The 15,820-nt window shown below is 48.4% G+C and carries 16 protein-coding genes; all 16 read left to right on the forward strand.

Annotation, left to right across the window (positions count from 1 at the left end; translation table 11 throughout):
• Window positions 1-539: 539 nt before the first annotated feature.
• Window positions 540-2,585 (forward strand): multiheme c-type cytochrome, encoded by a 2,046-nt coding sequence (locus HMPREF9439_RS08650; protein ID WP_008864557.1) that lies wholly within the window; start codon window positions 540-542, stop codon window positions 2,583-2,585.
• A 65-nt stretch (window positions 2,586-2,650) separates the two neighbouring features.
• On the forward strand, window positions 2,651-3,076 hold the full coding sequence (locus HMPREF9439_RS08655; RefSeq protein WP_008812359.1) for a rhodanese-like domain-containing protein: 426 nt from the start codon (window positions 2,651-2,653) through the stop codon (window positions 3,074-3,076).
• 50 nt (window positions 3,077-3,126) lie between these two features.
• Window positions 3,127-3,921: an FKBP-type peptidyl-prolyl cis-trans isomerase N-terminal domain-containing protein gene (locus tag HMPREF9439_RS08660; protein ID WP_008812358.1), complete on the forward strand. Its 795-nt coding sequence runs from the start codon at window positions 3,127-3,129 to the stop codon at window positions 3,919-3,921.
• Window positions 3,922-3,943: 22 nt separating this feature from the next.
• Complete coding sequence (locus HMPREF9439_RS08665; RefSeq protein ID WP_008812357.1) at window positions 3,944-4,597, forward strand: tetratricopeptide repeat protein; 654 nt, start codon at window positions 3,944-3,946, stop codon at window positions 4,595-4,597.
• Between the two features lie 38 nt (window positions 4,598-4,635).
• Window positions 4,636-5,379, forward strand: a complete 744-nt coding sequence (locus HMPREF9439_RS08670; RefSeq protein ID WP_008812356.1) for a 4Fe-4S dicluster domain-containing protein — start codon at window positions 4,636-4,638, stop codon at window positions 5,377-5,379.
• Window positions 5,380-5,381: 2 nt separating this feature from the next.
• On the forward strand, window positions 5,382-6,320 hold the full coding sequence (gene nrfD, locus HMPREF9439_RS08675; RefSeq protein WP_008864558.1) for an NrfD/PsrC family molybdoenzyme membrane anchor subunit: 939 nt from the start codon (window positions 5,382-5,384) through the stop codon (window positions 6,318-6,320).
• 100 nt (window positions 6,321-6,420) lie between these two features.
• Window positions 6,421-6,921 (forward strand): nitrous oxide reductase accessory protein NosL, encoded by a 501-nt coding sequence (locus HMPREF9439_RS08680; protein ID WP_040603545.1) that lies wholly within the window; start codon window positions 6,421-6,423, stop codon window positions 6,919-6,921.
• A gap of 2 nt (window positions 6,922-6,923) precedes the next feature.
• Window positions 6,924-8,201: a nitrous oxide reductase family maturation protein NosD gene (gene nosD, locus HMPREF9439_RS08685; RefSeq protein WP_008864561.1), complete on the forward strand. Its 1,278-nt coding sequence runs from the start codon at window positions 6,924-6,926 to the stop codon at window positions 8,199-8,201.
• 44 nt (window positions 8,202-8,245) lie between these two features.
• Window positions 8,246-9,070, forward strand: coding sequence for an ABC transporter ATP-binding protein (locus HMPREF9439_RS08690; protein WP_244862421.1), 825 nt, complete (start codon window positions 8,246-8,248; stop codon window positions 9,068-9,070).
• Window positions 9,067-9,876 carry an ABC transporter permease gene (locus tag HMPREF9439_RS08695; protein WP_008812351.1) on the forward strand — a complete coding sequence of 270 codons (810 nt, stop codon included), beginning with the start codon at window positions 9,067-9,069 and terminating at the stop codon, window positions 9,874-9,876. Before HMPREF9439_RS08690 ends, HMPREF9439_RS08695 begins: the two co-directional genes overlap by 4 nt.
• 30 nt (window positions 9,877-9,906) lie before the next feature.
• The gene (locus HMPREF9439_RS08700; protein ID WP_008864563.1) at window positions 9,907-11,778 is read left to right on the forward strand and encodes a heme lyase CcmF/NrfE family subunit; all 1,872 of its coding nucleotides are present in this window, start codon (window positions 9,907-9,909) and stop codon (window positions 11,776-11,778) included.
• Complete coding sequence (locus HMPREF9439_RS08705; RefSeq protein WP_008864564.1) at window positions 11,775-12,164, forward strand: cytochrome c-type biogenesis protein; 390 nt, start codon at window positions 11,775-11,777, stop codon at window positions 12,162-12,164. Before HMPREF9439_RS08700 ends, HMPREF9439_RS08705 begins: the two co-directional genes overlap by 4 nt.
• A complete protein-coding gene (locus tag HMPREF9439_RS08710; protein WP_008864565.1) occupies window positions 12,161-12,757 on the forward strand; it encodes a TlpA family protein disulfide reductase in 597 nt (198 codons plus the stop codon). Before HMPREF9439_RS08705 ends, HMPREF9439_RS08710 begins: the two co-directional genes overlap by 4 nt.
• Window positions 12,758-13,044: 287 nt before the next feature.
• Complete coding sequence (locus tag HMPREF9439_RS08715; protein WP_244862422.1) at window positions 13,045-14,823, forward strand: sensor histidine kinase; 1,779 nt, start codon at window positions 13,045-13,047, stop codon at window positions 14,821-14,823.
• Complete coding sequence (locus tag HMPREF9439_RS08720; protein ID WP_008812346.1) at window positions 14,810-15,460, forward strand: response regulator transcription factor; 651 nt, start codon at window positions 14,810-14,812, stop codon at window positions 15,458-15,460. The genes HMPREF9439_RS08715 and HMPREF9439_RS08720 overlap by 14 nt, the downstream gene beginning before the upstream one ends.
• A 153-nt stretch (window positions 15,461-15,613) precedes the next feature.
• Window positions 15,614-15,820 (forward strand): hypothetical protein (locus tag HMPREF9439_RS13355; protein ID WP_217176403.1); only part of this gene is annotated, 207 nt, incomplete at its 3' end.

Genomic DNA, 15,820 nt, shown 5'->3' on the forward strand with positions numbered 1-15,820 from the left:
TGACGGTGTTTTACGGGCCCTGTTGATAAATTTCCTCACGTATTAAAGGGATGAGGCAAAAAACGTTGTGTCCACAACACGACAGTGAGGTCTTAGGGGCTATTTTTTTCTAAGATGTTTTCCTTATTGCATACGGCGATTTTTAGCCCCGTATCGCCTTTATGAAGCCCCCTTTGTTGCACATTTATACATCCATAAGGGTTGGTATTTACTTGTCTTGCCTGACAACTTCTTCTGGTTATTAGCGAACAGATCTCAAGGACGCCAGGACATTTTGAAAATTTTGCATTACAGCTGCCGGATTCCCCGAATTGAATAAAACAGCAAAGACTACCCCTAAAGGATTAGTCCGTTCAGTCTAAAAACAGGGGTTACCCTTAATATGAATATCTTATTTGTGCCTTTCTAACCTTAAATTAACCTGAAGGTGGGGAAAGGTATTGCCTTTGCATTCCTTGTTCCCATTTCACACCTACCGAGGCCTAGATATTCGGAGCAATTTAATTATTCGAAAAACCTCTGCCTCACCTGGAGAAGATATGTTACGAGAGACACGAAAAACAGCGATAGGCTTAGGCCTTGCAGCTGCTATGGCGACATCATGTGTCTATGCAGCGGACGATCAGCCCCTTCCGACACCTAAGGTTAATGAGATTACCCAGAAAGTATGGGCCAATCCTGACCTGACGGAACCGACCAAGGGCATCCGCACCCTGCAGGACTACATCGTCCAAGAAAAAGAACTTTGGGACTTTTTATTCCAGAATCATCCCATCTTTGCTACTTACGGAAAAGACGGACGAGTGATCGGTACACCGGTTATCTCTACCCGCGGCTCTGAATACCTTGGTGAAGGCAATGCTCAGAAGTACTCCGCTCATCAGGACGGCAACCGTCCGATGGCCTCTCAATACCGTTTGGGCCAGCGCTCCATTCTTGACTTCCCCAACAAGTTTGTGGGACCGGAAAAATGCGGCGAATGCCACGCGATTCAGTACGAACAGTGGAAGCGTTCCCGTCATGCCAAGACGGTTCGTTTCCCTGGAGAACATCCTGAAGTCGATAACGACCTGAAGAAGAAACTGTACGGTTCTGAGGCCTCTATTCTTCCTGACGGTATTACGGCTGACGTGATTTACGCCACCATCGGTACACCGCGTACCAAATACGGCTACATCGACGGATGGCTCGTTCGCGGTTCCTACCACGTTCGTGACGGTTTGCTCAAAGACGGCACCGGTAAGGTTGTTGCCGGCGGCAACCAGTTCTCCCGCGGCTGGGCAGAATGGCTGACACCTGAAAAAGCGAAAGAAATTCAGAAATTGATCCCTGACTTCCCGACAGAACTCAGCCAGTTCGGACCTTCCGCCTCTCACCAGTGGGGTATGACATCCTACGGTTCTACTTATGAAGGCAAACTTCTGTTCCAGGCTGCTTCCTCTTACTGCGAAGTCTGTCACGCCTTCAAGTTTGACTTTAAGGATAAGAAGGAATTCTTCGCTGCCCTGGGCAACCCGAAAGAACTCCAGAAACACACAATCTCCCGCGGTATCGCTTGTGAAGAATGCCATGGAGAAGGCGGACACTTGGTTGGCAACACCAACAACATGAGCACAAACTGCGACCGCTGCCATCAGCGCTTGAACTTCATCGAAGACGAAGTTGATCGTCCCGATGCTAAGGGTAAGCTTGAAAAGGCATTCAACGCTAAGACGAAGTCTTCTTGCCCGTCCTGTGGTACAGAAGGCGCTCAGCTCTTCATGTCGAAGCACTATGAAAAGGGCATGCGCTGCGTTACCTGCCACGACCCGCATGAGGTTACCAGCAACGACTGGACTTCCGGAGTAACACGTCCCGCAATTCGTAAGAACTGCCGAGACTGCCATACGACACAGGCTCAGATGGTTGCGAATGCCGACACCCACAGCAAGGTCGACTGCATCGCCTGCCATATGCCGTTCACGATGAGCTGCGAAAACTTCACAGCTATTCAGCGTCCTGACATGGCCGGTTTTGACGCCGTCCGTCGTTCTCACCTCTTCAAGATCATGGTCGATCCTGACAAGAAGATGATGAACCCGGGTCCGGGCCAGTCTCGTGCTTCCAACTCTAAGGGCTGGAGAATCTCCAGAGACGAAGAAGGTCACGGTTACGTTGACTTAATGTGGAGCTGCGCACGTACATCCATCGCCGACTTTACGGTTGTCGAAGGCAAAGGCTGCCACAGCCCGTTCCAGTCTGAACTCGATCAGGGCCTGATCTATCAGGACCAGAAAGAGATCTACGGCGAAGTCATGAAGTGGCAGAACCCGATTAAGGAAGGCCACCAGAAGAACGTCGAAGCTCTGACTCGTAACAACAAGCTGCTTGAAGTCACCAAACTCACGCCTGAACAGAGAACGGAAGCCATGCTTCTTATCGACAAGGCCGGCGAAATCATCAAACAGGTCCAGGACGACGGTTCTTGGGGTGTGCATGCCTTCAACTACACGAAACAGCGTGTTGAGACGGCACAAGCCTACCTGACCAAGGCGCAGTCCATTATCGATCAGGGCGGTTACAAGGCTGTAAAAGCAACGAAGTAACCACAAAGATTAGTGTCACGTAAACTTCGGGTCTTCGGGCCCGAAGTGAAAGCAGAGAAGTAAGAATGAAAAGCAAAATACTCCAAGCCGCGATGATTTCGTTTCTGTGTCTTTACCCGCAAATCAACTTTGCGGGCGGAGGCGGAGAACCGGTCGAAGCGCCTGTCTATGACGAACTCCTAAACCAGATCTCTATGCGCGAAGCTGAGATGCTCTGGCAAGCCGGAATTCCTTTCTACGACGTGAATACGCTTGAAGTATGGACTCAGGGCTACATCCCGGGCGCTAAGTTCTTCAACGTCCGCAACTGGAAAAAACTTCTTCCCGAAAACAAAGACCAAACGATGGTGTTCTACTGCGTGAACAAACTTTGCACGGCTAGCGAAATGGCTGCCCGCGAAGTCATGAAGCTTGGTTACACCGACGTGCGTCAGATGCCGGACGGCATTGAGGGCTGGAAGCTTTCCGGACGCAAGGTTGAAAGACCTTAAAGAAATTTCATTCCGTTTGAATCAAATCAACCCCATTTAAAAGTATCACTATGTCGATTCTCAAAAAAACTATGTTGTCAGTCGCGTTGACCTTCGTTTTCGTCGGTTCAGCCCTTGCACAGGACATGACACCGGAGGCCAAAGAGTCTTACAGCTTAGGAGCTTCGCTTGGAAATTATCTTTCCTCTCAGGCCTTCAAACAGTCTGAGCTTGGCGCACCCGTTAACATGGACCTGGTTGTGGAGGGCTTAATGGATGCTCTGAAGAATAAGAGCAAGTTAAGCGAGGAAGAAATCGTGACTTCGCTCAACACCAGAGCTGAAAAGCTGAACCAGCTCCATGAGGCAAAGGTCAAGGAAGTCAAGGAAAAGAATCGAGCCGAAAGTCTTGCTTACCTTGAGAAAAACAAAAAGAAGAAGGGCGTTAAGGTCCTGGCTTCCGGAGTTCAGTATGAAGAGCTGAAAGCCGGTACCGGTCCCTCCCCGAAAGAAGAAGACGTAGTGACGATGGTTTACGTCGGAAAACTGGTTAACGGCACGCCTTTTACGAATGCAGAAGGAACACCTGCTGAAGAAAAAGACGTCGTCATGACCCTGATTCCCGGCTTTAAGGAAGGTTTGTCTCAGATGAAAGAGGGCGGCAAGGCCGTTTTCGTTATCCCGGCTGATAAGGGTTACGGTGAAAACGGAGCCGGTCCGGTTCCGCCCGAATCTGCTCTCATTTTTGAAGTGACGCTCAAAAAAGTTGAAAAACCGGGTGCTAACAAAGAATCTAACCAGGCAATGCCGGCAGGACATCCTCCGATGAACGGAAGTCGTCCTAAAATGGCGTGGCCTCACAGTTAATTCTTAAGCAAAGGGAGTTTTAATGATGATCGGATTGGCTGCATCCATCGCTATCGTGGTTTTCTTAGTGTGTATCGTTTTTATCGTTTACGCATTGAGAAGCCGTGCAGCACGCAGCCACATCTCAATCCTTTCACTGATTATTCTTCTTCTCATCGGTTCGTCGTTGGGTGTGTACGCTTCTGTGGGCCGCTTTTCCGATTGGGAAAGGGCTCAGGTGGACAACACCAAAGATCATCGTCTCGCGGCCAAGATCACTCAGGCCCGCAGAGTTGCGATGAATAAACCTCGCAGTGTGGAAGCCCGCAGAGATCTTGCCGGACTTTACATGCAGGGAGGGCTCTTTGGCGAGAGCGCAAAAACATTGGATGAAGCTTTAACAATTACCGGACCGAATGCCGGATTGTATGGAGACAAGGCCAGGGCGCTCTATTACCGAGATCATCGTCAGATGACACCGGAAGTGAAGCTCACGCTTGAAAAAGCGTTAAGTCTGAATCCAACGGAAGCCTCTTCAAGAATGCTGCTTGCGGAACACGCCTTTAGGAATAAAGACTACGCAGCGGCGATCAGTGAATGGGAAACAATCATTAAAGCGCACAGTGCTCCGGAGCGCGAAGCGGCAATCCAGCGTGCGATTGCTAACGCTCGGGAGAAGTTAGCCCAGTCAAAATAAATTAGCGACAGACGAATAGTCTGTTTTGGAGAATCACCGTGAGTGCAAACATCGACAGAAGAACATTTCTAGCCGGTACAACCGCGGGTTCCTTAGTTTTGTTATCGCTCGGAGGCTGCAATAAGCCCGACGAGAACAAAGGCGCAATAAAAACGAGCGCAGGATCTGATTCTGGCCAAGCTAAGCCGCATTACGCGATGGTCTTTGACCAAAACAAGTGTATCGGCTGCGGCTTGTGCAAAGAAGCCTGCAACGAAACCAACAAATTGCCCAAGGGAGTTTCGCGCTTAGTGCTCGAACGTCAGACGACTCATGTTCCGGGAACTGCGTGTCCGATTTGCGGAAAACTCGAAGGCTGCGACTGCGAGCGCGTATACGTTCGTGTCTCTTGTCAGCAGTGCCAGGACGCCCCGTGCGTTCGTGTCTGCCCGACAGGTGCAGCACATCGAGACCCGAAGACCGGTATCGTGACGATGGATCCGGACCGCTGCGTCGGCTGCAAGTACTGCATTGCCGCTTGTCCTTACAACGTTCGATACATCAACTCGGAAACAAAAGTGGCGGACAACTGCGACTTTTGCCTGAAGACCAAATTAGCAAACGGAGAAGAACCCGCCTGCGTACAAGCCTGCCGGCACGGCGCCTTGTATTTCGGCGACGTCAATGATCCGCAAAGCATCATCAGCCGTCTGCTTCGTGTCAAAGACACGGTTCGTATCCGTCCGCATTTGGGTACGGAGCCTAGCCTCAGATACGTCACCGTTCAGAAAGAAGGAGTCTGATCATGTTGGACTTTACTATTGGTCTTACCGAGGGTGTTGCCTGGCCTTGGCCGATTGCCGTGTATCTGTTCTTAGCCGGTATTTCCGGGGGGGCGGTTGCCGTTGCGATCTGTGTGAACCTTTTCAGAGGCGTTCACCTCAACACACCCATCATGAAGGCGGCGACTTTGATCGGTTTTATTACGATCGTTCTCGGCATGATCTGCTTGGTACTGGACCTGACCAATCCGCTCTTCTTCTGGCGAATTCTGGTTTATTACAACCCGACTTCCGTCATGAGCATCGGCGTGATGGCGCTTCTGTTCTATATACCGCTCGTTTTCGTGCTGATGTGCGTTGTGCTTCAGCAGGAAATTACGTCCGTGAGCTGGCTTAAGTGGCTTGACCCGATCATCAGCTTCTTTGCCAAATTCAGAGTGGCTTTGGACTGGATCGTTCTTATCCTTGCGATTGCGATCTGTGCCTACACCGGCTTCCTGATTTCGGCTCTGATCCGCTTCCCGCTGATCAACACTGCTGTCCTTCCGGCCTTGTTCGTCGCCTCCGGTTTCTCTGCCGGCTGTGCAGCGACAAAAGTTTTGGCCGCTTGGCTCTTCGGTGCCGATCGTCACGGCTCCGATCTGCATGTTCTTCATGCGGCTGAATGGCCGATCATGGCGGTTGAAGCTCTCTGCCTGCTGATGATCATCATCGCTTTGGTCAGCGGAAACGCCGCTGCTCAGGCTGCCTTTGCTGCCTTTACAACCGGAATGTGGGCTCAGGTTTTCTGGGTCGGTGCAGTCGGTATCGGTTTCCTGATTCCGCTGGCGCTGAGCTTCTTCGGAAGCAAGGCATTCCGTACCGGAGCAACTGCTTTTTATACCTCCGGACTGGCTGCCATCTGCGGCATGATGTGCCTGCGTCTATTCATCATTTACGCCGGCCAGATCAACTCCATCTAAAAGGAAACAGTGCTCCGAGAGTTTGCTTTCGGGGCACTTTTCTTACCTTTTGTCAGACCGGCAGAAAGCCGGCAGCTAATATCCCTAGGAAACTCTCGTTATGAAGAAGTTTTTTCACGTCCTTTGCGCAGCTGTAGCTGTCGTTCTCCTTGTCGGATGCAGCGGGAAAAGTGAAGATAAAATTCCCGGTCCCGTTGCTTTCAATAAGCATGATCGTTGCCATATCTGCGGCATGGTCATTCTTAATTATTCCGGTGCAAAAGCTCAGCTTTTTGTGAAGGGAGAAAAAGAGCCTTTGAAGTTTTGTTCTGTTAAAGACGGATTTGTTTATGTTCTTCAGCCCGAGAACGTTAGCCGTACTGTAGCGTTTTACGTTTCCGATTTCGGCAATAAGAAAGACGTCCCGCTGCATGAAAAGATGCTGACGGCTCAAAAGGCGTTTTTTAATGCCGGATCTGACGTTCGCGGAGCGATGGGCAAATCGATTCTTCCGTTCGCTACCAAAGAAGAAGTTCAAGCTTTTACGAAAGAGCACGGCGGAACAATTGTGAATTATTCAGAAGTGAAATTTGAGCTTTTGAAGTCGCTCAAAGGCCATTGATTATGAAAAAAGTGCCTTTTCTGTTTCTTTTATTTTTTCCGCTCTTTTGCAGTGCGGCCCAATGGGATGTGAGTACGTCTCAGGAACTCCGCGATGCGCTTTCAAAAGCGGGGGCAGGAGACGAAATTGTGATGTCTCCGGGAACCTATGAAGGCACTTTTTCAATTCCTACCAGTCTTTCTCTTCGAGGAAGCAAAGATTCGATCATCGACGCCGCCGGAAAAGGATCCTGCCTAGAGATCAAGGCTTCCGGAATAAAGGTTTCAGGCTTAACGCTTAAAAATTACGGTGCAGATCTTTATGAACGAAACAGCGGCGTTTTAATCAACGAAGGCATTGAAGATATCCTTTTAAAGGATCTCAAAATCGAAGGTACCGGATTCGGAATTCGAGCCGACAAATCCGAAAAAATTCATATTGAGGGCTGCGAAATTCGCGGCAATAAAAGAAAACACGTTTTAGACCGAGGGGATGGTGTCTATTTCAATTATGTGAAGAACGCTGTACTGCAAAACAACAAAGTTCGGTACACCAGAGACGGGTTTTATTTCGAAAATACCGATCGAACACAAAGCAGCGGAAATTACTTTGCGGCTCTCCAATACGGTATCCATTATATGTACACACGAGGCGATTCCGCCTGGAACAACGAAGCAGAAGCCTGTATCGGCGGCTATGCGCTGATGAGTTCTGAAAAAATTCGTCTGTTCGATAACCTCTCCAAGCGTACGGTGGAATTCGGCGTCTTGCTCAACGAAACAGATGCCTCCGAAGTATCAAACAATCACGTTGAGCGCGTTAAAAATCCGCGTGGCAAGCCTTCCTTAGATACCGAAGGGAAGGGCATTTTTATTTATGGCGGCGGTATCAATACTGTTGAAGGCAACAGCTTTGAAGCCTGCGATATCGGTGCAGGCGTGGCCATGGGCGGAGAAGGAACCGTTCTCCATAACAATCGTTTTGTCGGCAATCGTCTGCAGGTCAGATATATTGGTTCTTCTTCTGTGGAGTGGAGCAGGGAAGGCGTCGGAAATTATTGGAGCAGCTATCAGGGCTGGGATTTGAATCAAGACGGAGTGGGAGATATTCCGTATCAGCCGAATGACTCCCTGGACAGATTATTCTGGCTTTATCCGCAAAGCCGTTTCTTGATGGATAGCCCCCTTGTCGTTTTTCTGAGGTTTATCACTGCACAGTTTCAGTTGGATAAGGGCAAGGGGATTGTTGATTCCAACCCAATCATGCACGATCCTATTTCGACGAATAAAGGAACCCTATGAATGCAGTCGAATGCCTAAATGTCTCGTTTAACCGAGGATCACGGATGGTCCTTGATGACATTTCTTTATCTGTTGCACAAGGAGAATTCGTCGCATTGATCGGACACAACGGCGCGGGAAAATCTACGCTGATTAAGCTGTGCCTCGGCCTTATTACGCCGAAAAAAGGGAAAGTTAAAGTCTTAGGGGGAAGGCCGGGCGCCTCTCCCATCTCCGTCGGTTACCTGCCGGAGAATGTGAGTTTCTACGACGGAATGACGATTCGAGATAATCTCAATTACTTTGCGGATTTGAAAAATATCCCACGTCAAAGAGCCGACGAACTAATTGAATCACTGGGACTTTCAACTGTGGCTGTACAAAAAGTCGGCCAGTGCTCTAAGGGGCAGAGGCAGCGTTTAGGGCTGGCTCAGGCGCTTTTAGCTAAGCCTAAACTGCTTTTCTTGGATGAACCGACGGTTGGATTGGATCCGACCGCGTCAGATTTTATGTATCAGGAGCTCTTAAAACTCAAAGAACGCGGCTGTACCGTGATTGTGTGTACCCATGAGCTTATGTTGGTAGAAGGATTCGCGGATCGAATCGTAATGCTCGTAGGAGGACATAAAGCGGCCGATGGTACGATTCGAATTTTGAGTGAAAAGATGGGCCTGTCTTTTGAGTTGGTTTCTTCAGATGCCCTGAATGCGGCTCGTCAGGATGAATTTCTTCGCTCTTCCATTATTGACGGGCGTCTTGTTTGTAAGGGAACGGATCTCAGCCAAAAACTCATTTATTTGGAAAAGAAATATGGCATCACCGGAGTCGGTGTTAAAAATCCGTCACTAATGGATATTTATAAAGCAGCGTTGAAGGGGCACCAAAAGTGAGAAGTTTTTTATCTTCTGTTCGGGTCGTCGCTGCAAAGGAATTCAGAGACTGCTGGAGAAATTTATGGCTGATCGTAGGATCCGCGCTTTTTGCTTGTCTCTCTCTGGCAGTAGTCTTCGGAACGGCGGCAATCGGCGGCGATTTTTCTTTTCGTCCGTTGGAAGCCGTCATGACTTCGGTTGTCACGCTCGGAGTGTTTTTAATCCCATTAATTGCGGTTCTAATTTCTTATGACGCATTTGTCGGAGAGCAGGAGCACGGAACGTTAATTCTTCTTTTAACTTATCCGCTCTCCCGACCGGCGCTTTTAACCGGCAAACTTCTCGGGCAAAGTGCTGCACTCGGCGTTTGCCTGCTTCTTGGTTTTTCCGTATTGCCGCTCCTTACGGTATTAAATGTTCTGCCCTACGACCTCACAAGACTTAGTCTTTTGACTGCTGTTCTGATTTTTTCAGGCTGGCTCTTAGGCTTGGTTTTTATCTTAATTTCTTTAACGATCAGCTTGTTGGCGAAGAATAAGGCGCGGGCTTTAGGCGTTCTGCTCTCTATTTGGCTGCTTTCGGTTCTTTTTTACGATTTAGGGCTTTTGATCATCACGATTGCCTTTGAGCATCAGATCACAAACGGATTCCTGAACATCTGTTTGGCGGTTAATCCGGCGAGTGCCTTCCGTCTTTTTAACCAGCAACTGCTTGAAAATTCGACTATTCCCCTCCAAACTGCGTGGCTTGGGGTATATTTGTGCCTGTGGTCGGCGGTCTTGTTCGTTCTAGACCGTTTTATTTTGAATAAAAGAACTTTCTAACCAAAGGTTTTTAACGAAAGGCGCTCTCCTGTGCAGGCAGAAATTAGTCATTTTGTTCTTATTGCCGCTGCGTTATGTGCAGTGTTTTTGTCTTTGCCGACTTTATTGGGGTCTAAAAGCAGAGCACCGCTTTTCGTTCATCTTTGGAAGCCGGCTTTAGGCATTACTTTTGCAGGTTTAAGTTTTGCTCTGATCATGCTGATCTGGGCATTTTTAACGAATGATTTTTCGATTGCCTACGTTGCCAACAATTCCAATACGAAGCTCGACCCGGTTTATAAAATTTCTGCGGTTTGGGGAAGTCATGAAGGCTCCATGCTCTTATGGGTTTGGACGATTACTGTTTGGGCTTCATTGTTTGCAGTTTTCTCACGAGACGACGAGCTGTTCAAATCCCGAGTGCTTGGCGTTTTGCTCGGCGTAACCGGACTTATCTGCCTCTTCCTGATTTTTACTTCAAATCCTTTTGAACGTCTGCTGCCTTTAGTTCCTCCCGAAGGAAAAGACTTAAACCCGATCCTTCAGGATATCGGCATGATTCTACATCCGCCGATGCTTTTCTTAGGCTACGCGGGTACTGCTTTGTGCTTTGCATTCGGCCTTGGTGCCTTGATGGAAGGGAAGGTGAGACCGGAATCTCTTCGCGGACTCACAACGATTTCGGTAATTGCGTGGCTTTTCCTGACCTCCGGCAACGTGCTAGGTTCTTGGTGGGCCTACAACGAATTAGGCTGGGGCGGCTGGTGGTTCTGGGATCCGGTTGAGAACTCATCTTTTGTTCCCTGGCTTCTCATGACAGCCCAGCTTCATGCGTTGGTTCTTCTCAGATTCCGTGCCCATCTCACAAAAACGGTCTTGTTTTTCTGCATCGTTTCATTTGCGCTCTGCCTGCTCGGCACCTTCATCGTGCGCTCAGGCGTGATTCAGTCGGTTCATGCGTTTGCCTCAGACCCCAACCGCGGAGCTTTCCTGCTTGTCATTTCTCTTTTAATGGTCGTCCCGGCTTTATTTCTTTTCATGATTCGGGCACCCAAATTTGAGAGCGCAAAGCAAATTTCCGGTATCGAGGATATCTCTTTAGTCTTGGCAGTGCTGCTGCTTGCTGTGACAGCTGTTTGCGTCTTGTTCGGCACGCTTTATCCCTTAGTGCATGAAGCCCTTGGTAAAGGCTCCCTTTCAGTGGGCGCTCCGTACTTCAACTCGATTTTTGCACCAATGGCGATTTTAGCTGCTCTGATGATCGGCGCAGTTCAGTTAAAAAAATCACCGATGTGGACATGGGGTGCAACTTTCATTCTGTCCGCTATTGCCGCTCTTTATTGCGGGTTCTTTACGGAAGTGAAATCTTCTGTTTACACGACTGCCGGTGTGTTTAGTGCCCTGTGGATTATTTGTTCCTTTATGGCATCTCTGCAGTCCAAGAAGCACAAGAACTTCTTTGCGCTAGTCGCTCACTTGGGCATTGCCGTCAGCATCATCGGTGTGATCGGCGACACGCAATATTCTCAGGAAGCCGTTGTAAGAATGGGGCCGGGACAGGGGCGACCGCTCGGCGACGTGATCTTCGTGTATGAAGAAACCCGCAAGGTCGATACCAATGCCTTCTTTGCCGATGAAGGCAAGGTTCTCGTGCTCAATAAAAATGAGGATGTCATCGACGAACTTCATCCTCAGCGCCAAACCTATAAATCCAACGGCATGGAAATGACGGCGGCCGGTATTTCACATGGCTTCTTTAGAGACTTTTATGTCTCGATGGGCAACCGGTTAAGCAGCGATGAATTTTTAGTACGCCTCAGCATCCGTCCCTTGGTGAGCTGGATTTGGATCGGAGGCCTCATCATGCTTTTATCAGCAGTCTTTTCCTCTGCTTGGCGAAGAAGGGAATGGAGTCAGTCATGAGATTAGCACTTAGATTAATCCTTTGTTTTTTTATTGCTTTCAGCACTTCGTCTACAGTTTTTGCAGCGCCTTCTATTCGTGAACAGGCCATAGAAATTTCGAAAGAACTGCGCGATCCCGGTGCCGTGAATCAATCTCTTTATGAGTCCAATGCACCGCAGGCGGCAGAGCTTAAGGCGAAGATTTATCAATTATTGGAAAACGGCGAAAGCCGGGAAAATGTGTTGGAGTATTTTGCTTCTCGCTACGGAAAGCAAATTCGATACGATCCTCCGGTGGATCCATGGACCGCTGCGCTTTGGGTTGTTCCCGCCGTACTTTTTGCTGGTTTGGTGCTGACAGCACTTTTCCTTATCTTCAGACGTAAAAAGGAGAACCCTGAATGAACTTATCGTTCAAACTTTTAGTTGCCGCTGCCGTATTTGCGACATCTTTTACCGTCGGCGCTCAAACGATTTTTTCTACCAGCGGTTACAGCACCGGGGAAGCACTTGAAAAGCCGATGGTCATGAAGCCTTTTGTGGAATTCTCCAAGGCTCGTCCTCTGCCGGAACTTAGAATTTTTACGCTTGAAGGCGAGAAAGTCGATTTAGCCAAGTACCGCGGAAAACTTTTGATTTTGAATGTCTGGGGAACTTGGTGTACCCCTTGCATCCGAGAGATTCCTCAGCTGATTGATCTTCAAAAACAGCTTAAGGGCTCAAACATTGAGATCGTCGGTGTTGCAGTCGACAAAAGCGTTGCAGGAATTTCTAAATTCTTGGCAAGACACAAGATGTCGGAATTTAATACGTGGTCTGACCCGACGGAATCTATCGAAGATGTGATGCCGCTTGAAGTCGTTCCGACCAATTACATTATTGACGGAGCCGGAAACATTGTCGGCTACCTTCCGGGCTATCTGCCGTGGGATGATAAAGACGTCATGCCGTTCTTGAAGAAACTGGCAGAAAAATACGCCAAGCCCAAAGCCAATTGATTCTGATTTTTTGAGCCGAAGCACAAAAAATGATGCTTCGGCATATGACTATTCCTCGCCTTAGAGGCGAGGGTTTCCTTGAATCTCAGCTAAGACAATTGTCTTATTTTTGTCTGATTTCCGGAAAATTAAAATTAAACAGTCCGACTCCGACAAGGAGTAAATGTTTATCCAACATGCTGATTTCTGAACGGAATCTTCGGAACGAGAATTCAGGCTTTCTATTCAATCGGCGACGACTTCTACAAAAATTGAATTTTTGGGCAGAAATATTGAACCGATTCAAAATGAGGTGGATCCTCCTCATTTTGTGTGGCCTTATTTCTGCTTACGCGCAGGCTTCTCAACTCAATAATCTGCTGCCTCCTGTGCGTCTTGCCGTAGTCAATTCCTTCGGCTCTAACCTCTCTGTTCGCTACTTTAACGGGACGGTGAACGCTATTGCTAAAGCGGTTGCTCCGAGAAGACTTGTCGTCCAATTTTATGACCAGGAAGTTTTTCTTGAGGCCGCTCAGAATAAAGGGTTTGACTTGGCAATTGCTTCAAGCGGATTGACAGCTCTCATGACTGACGCGAGCGGTGCGGCTGCGCTTCTGACGATCATCAACAGCCGAACGCCGGATCCCAATCATGCGAACGCCGGTGTCATCGTTGTTCGAAGCGACAGAGATGACATCAATTGCCTGGCTGACCTCAAAGGGAAGACAGTAGCCGTATCCAGTACGAAAGCTTTTGCCGGATTTCTTGCGGCCATGGGAGAGATCCAAGCAGAGGGATTAAATCCCAACCGCCTGTTTAAGTCAGTGACGGCGACACATAAACCGATGACGGAATTGGTTAAGCAAGTTGTCAATAAAGAGGTCGATGTCGCTTTCATTGCGAGCTGCCTTCTCGAAAATATGGAAGCTGACGGCGTTATTCCCAAAGGCTGTCTTAAGGTCATCAACGAGAAAAAAGACGAAAACTTCTACTGCAAGCATTCCACCAGACTTTATCCCGGCTGGATACTTTCTGCGCAGCCGACGCTTAACTCCAAAACATTAAGAAAAATCATGGAGGCTTTGCTTCAGCTACCTCCCGGTAAGGAAGAGGGCTCTTACTGGACGGTAGCCACCGATTACGACCAAATGAATCTGCTTCTCCAGCGCATGGAAGTCAGATACTTGGAGGATAGAACAATCGGCTGGATGCTGAATTATTACCGCTGGTATTTCATTGTCGGATGCGGTGCGCTCCTGCTTATTATCCTTAATTGGGCTTATCTAGCCTTTGCTGTCAGACGCAAGACAGAACAGTTGCGTAAAAAGGTTGAAGAAAATCGCGAGTACGAACGTGAAAATCGCAAGATTACGGAGCGAATTGAAGCGTTAGAAAAAGCGAAATCTATCGGCATTATTTCCGCTATGGTTGCCCACGAACTCAAACAGCCGCTTGGTGCCATTAACAACTACTCAGAAGCGATTTTGAGGCAGCTTAAACGCGGAAAGAAACCTGCAGAAGAAATTCTGACAGAGGCACTTTCGGAAATTAAATCCGAAAGTCAAAGGGCTTCTGAAATCGTTGAGTTCGTACGCAATATCGGTCGCAAAGAGCCTCGCCAGAGAAAGCGCTTTAATTTGGAGTCGGCCGTTGAACATACGATAGAGCTAATGAAGCGCCTAGGCCGTCTTAACAGTAAATGTACGTTGACCGGTGCAGGAAATTTATTTGTTTACGCCGATCCGCTGAATGTTGATCTCGTTCTTATGAACCTTCTTAAGAATGCAGAAGAGGCGGTAAGAAATCAGCAGAATGCAGAAATTAAAGTAGAAATTAAAAATGCGGGGGCTGATGCTCTCGTGATCATTGAAGACAACGGTCCGGACATGACGGACGATCAGTTTGCCTCATTGCGGAATCTCGGACAATCCAGCAAAAAAGACGGATTGGGTCTGGGACTCGCAATTGTCAGAGAGCTTTTAGAGGCTAACGGAGGATCTTTGAAACTTGTCAGGATTCCTTCAGGAGGACTTCGCTGTATTGCTTCTCTGCCTATAGCTTTGGAGGATAAAGATGGGCCTGGATAAACTTCAGGAAAAAGCGGTTGTTAGGATTATTGACGACGACGATTCAATGCGGAAATCGTGGCGCTTCCTAATTGAAGGAGAAGGGTGGACAACGAAGTGCTACTCCTCGGCGCTCCGATTTCTGGAAGAAGACGACCGTAATGAGCTTGGCTGTGTTGTGCTTGATGTTCGCATGCCGGATATGAGCGGAATCGAACTTCAGCGCGTGATGATGCTCCAGAAAAACGGCTTGCCCATTATCTTTGTTTCCGGTCACGGAGACATTGATATGGCTGTACAGGCTCTCAAAGACGGTGCAACAGACTTTCTGCCGAAGCCGGTCAGCGCCGATCGCCTTTTAACAGCCATTGAAAGAGCGGTGAGTAAGGACGTCGAGCGTCGCCAGCAGAATCAACTGACAGATGAATACCGACACGTTTTTGACACGCTTACGGCTCGGGAAAAGATGGTTGCTAAGAAAGTGGCGAGGGGATTGCTCAATAAGCAGATCGCTGACGAATTGCAGATCAGTGAAAAAACCGTACAGGTTCATCGCGGTGCAGTGTGCCGCAAACTCGGCGTGAAAAGCGCCGTCGGAGTTGCAAGCATCCTTAGTATTCTTCATGAAGAAGACTCTTCTTCTGAAGACATTCGATAAGCGGAATAGATGAAAAATCGCTGCTTTTGACCTATTAAAGGAATAATAACTTTCGATTTAGTGGGTCAATAATTTTGTCGGTGCTGTACCATTTAGTACTTTTGAGTTAATCTATTCTGAGGTGTCTGAAGGCCATTGTGAGGAGGAGGAAACATGAAGGATCCATTTGGTTCTTCTTTGTTTGTTTCTTCTTCGAATGTGGAGATTAGGCCCTTACAGCGCGCATTCCACAAAACAACCGCTTCCTTTGACATCCTCCTCGTCATAAATGACAAGGATTCCATACCACCTCTGCAGCGGCCGTGGCCTAGTGCTGCAGTAGATCGTTTTCGGGTTCCTGCTGATAGCGGCCTTACTGCG

The organism is Parasutterella excrementihominis YIT 11859 (genome assembly GCF_000205025.1).
In the GTDB taxonomy this organism is placed as follows: Bacteria; Pseudomonadota; Gammaproteobacteria; order Burkholderiales; family Burkholderiaceae_F; genus Parasutterella; species Parasutterella excrementihominis.

Excerpts from the sequence above, each read along its gene's own strand:
- HMPREF9439_RS08650 (WP_008864557.1), top strand. The coding sequence starts at position 540 with ATGTTACGAGAGACACGAAAAACAGCGATAGGCTTAGGCCTTGCAGCT.
- HMPREF9439_RS08655 (WP_008812359.1), top strand. The coding sequence starts at position 2,651 with ATGAAAAGCAAAATACTCCAAGCCGCGATGATTTCGTTTCTGTGTCTT.
- HMPREF9439_RS08660 (WP_008812358.1), top strand. The coding sequence starts at position 3,127 with ATGTCGATTCTCAAAAAAACTATGTTGTCAGTCGCGTTGACCTTCGTT.
- HMPREF9439_RS08665 (WP_008812357.1), top strand. The coding sequence starts at position 3,944 with ATGATGATCGGATTGGCTGCATCCATCGCTATCGTGGTTTTCTTAGTG.
- nrfD (WP_008864558.1), top strand. The coding sequence starts at position 5,382 with ATGTTGGACTTTACTATTGGTCTTACCGAGGGTGTTGCCTGGCCTTGG.
- HMPREF9439_RS08680 (WP_040603545.1), top strand. The coding sequence starts at position 6,421 with ATGAAGAAGTTTTTTCACGTCCTTTGCGCAGCTGTAGCTGTCGTTCTC.
- nosD (WP_008864561.1), top strand. The coding sequence starts at position 6,924 with ATGAAAAAAGTGCCTTTTCTGTTTCTTTTATTTTTTCCGCTCTTTTGC.
- HMPREF9439_RS08690 (WP_244862421.1), top strand. The coding sequence starts at position 8,246 with ATGGTCCTTGATGACATTTCTTTATCTGTTGCACAAGGAGAATTCGTC.
- HMPREF9439_RS08705 (WP_008864564.1), top strand. The coding sequence starts at position 11,775 with ATGAGATTAGCACTTAGATTAATCCTTTGTTTTTTTATTGCTTTCAGC.
- HMPREF9439_RS08710 (WP_008864565.1), top strand. The coding sequence starts at position 12,161 with ATGAACTTATCGTTCAAACTTTTAGTTGCCGCTGCCGTATTTGCGACA.
- HMPREF9439_RS08715 (WP_244862422.1), top strand. The coding sequence starts at position 13,045 with ATGAGGTGGATCCTCCTCATTTTGTGTGGCCTTATTTCTGCTTACGCG.
- HMPREF9439_RS08720 (WP_008812346.1), top strand. The coding sequence starts at position 14,810 with ATGGGCCTGGATAAACTTCAGGAAAAAGCGGTTGTTAGGATTATTGAC.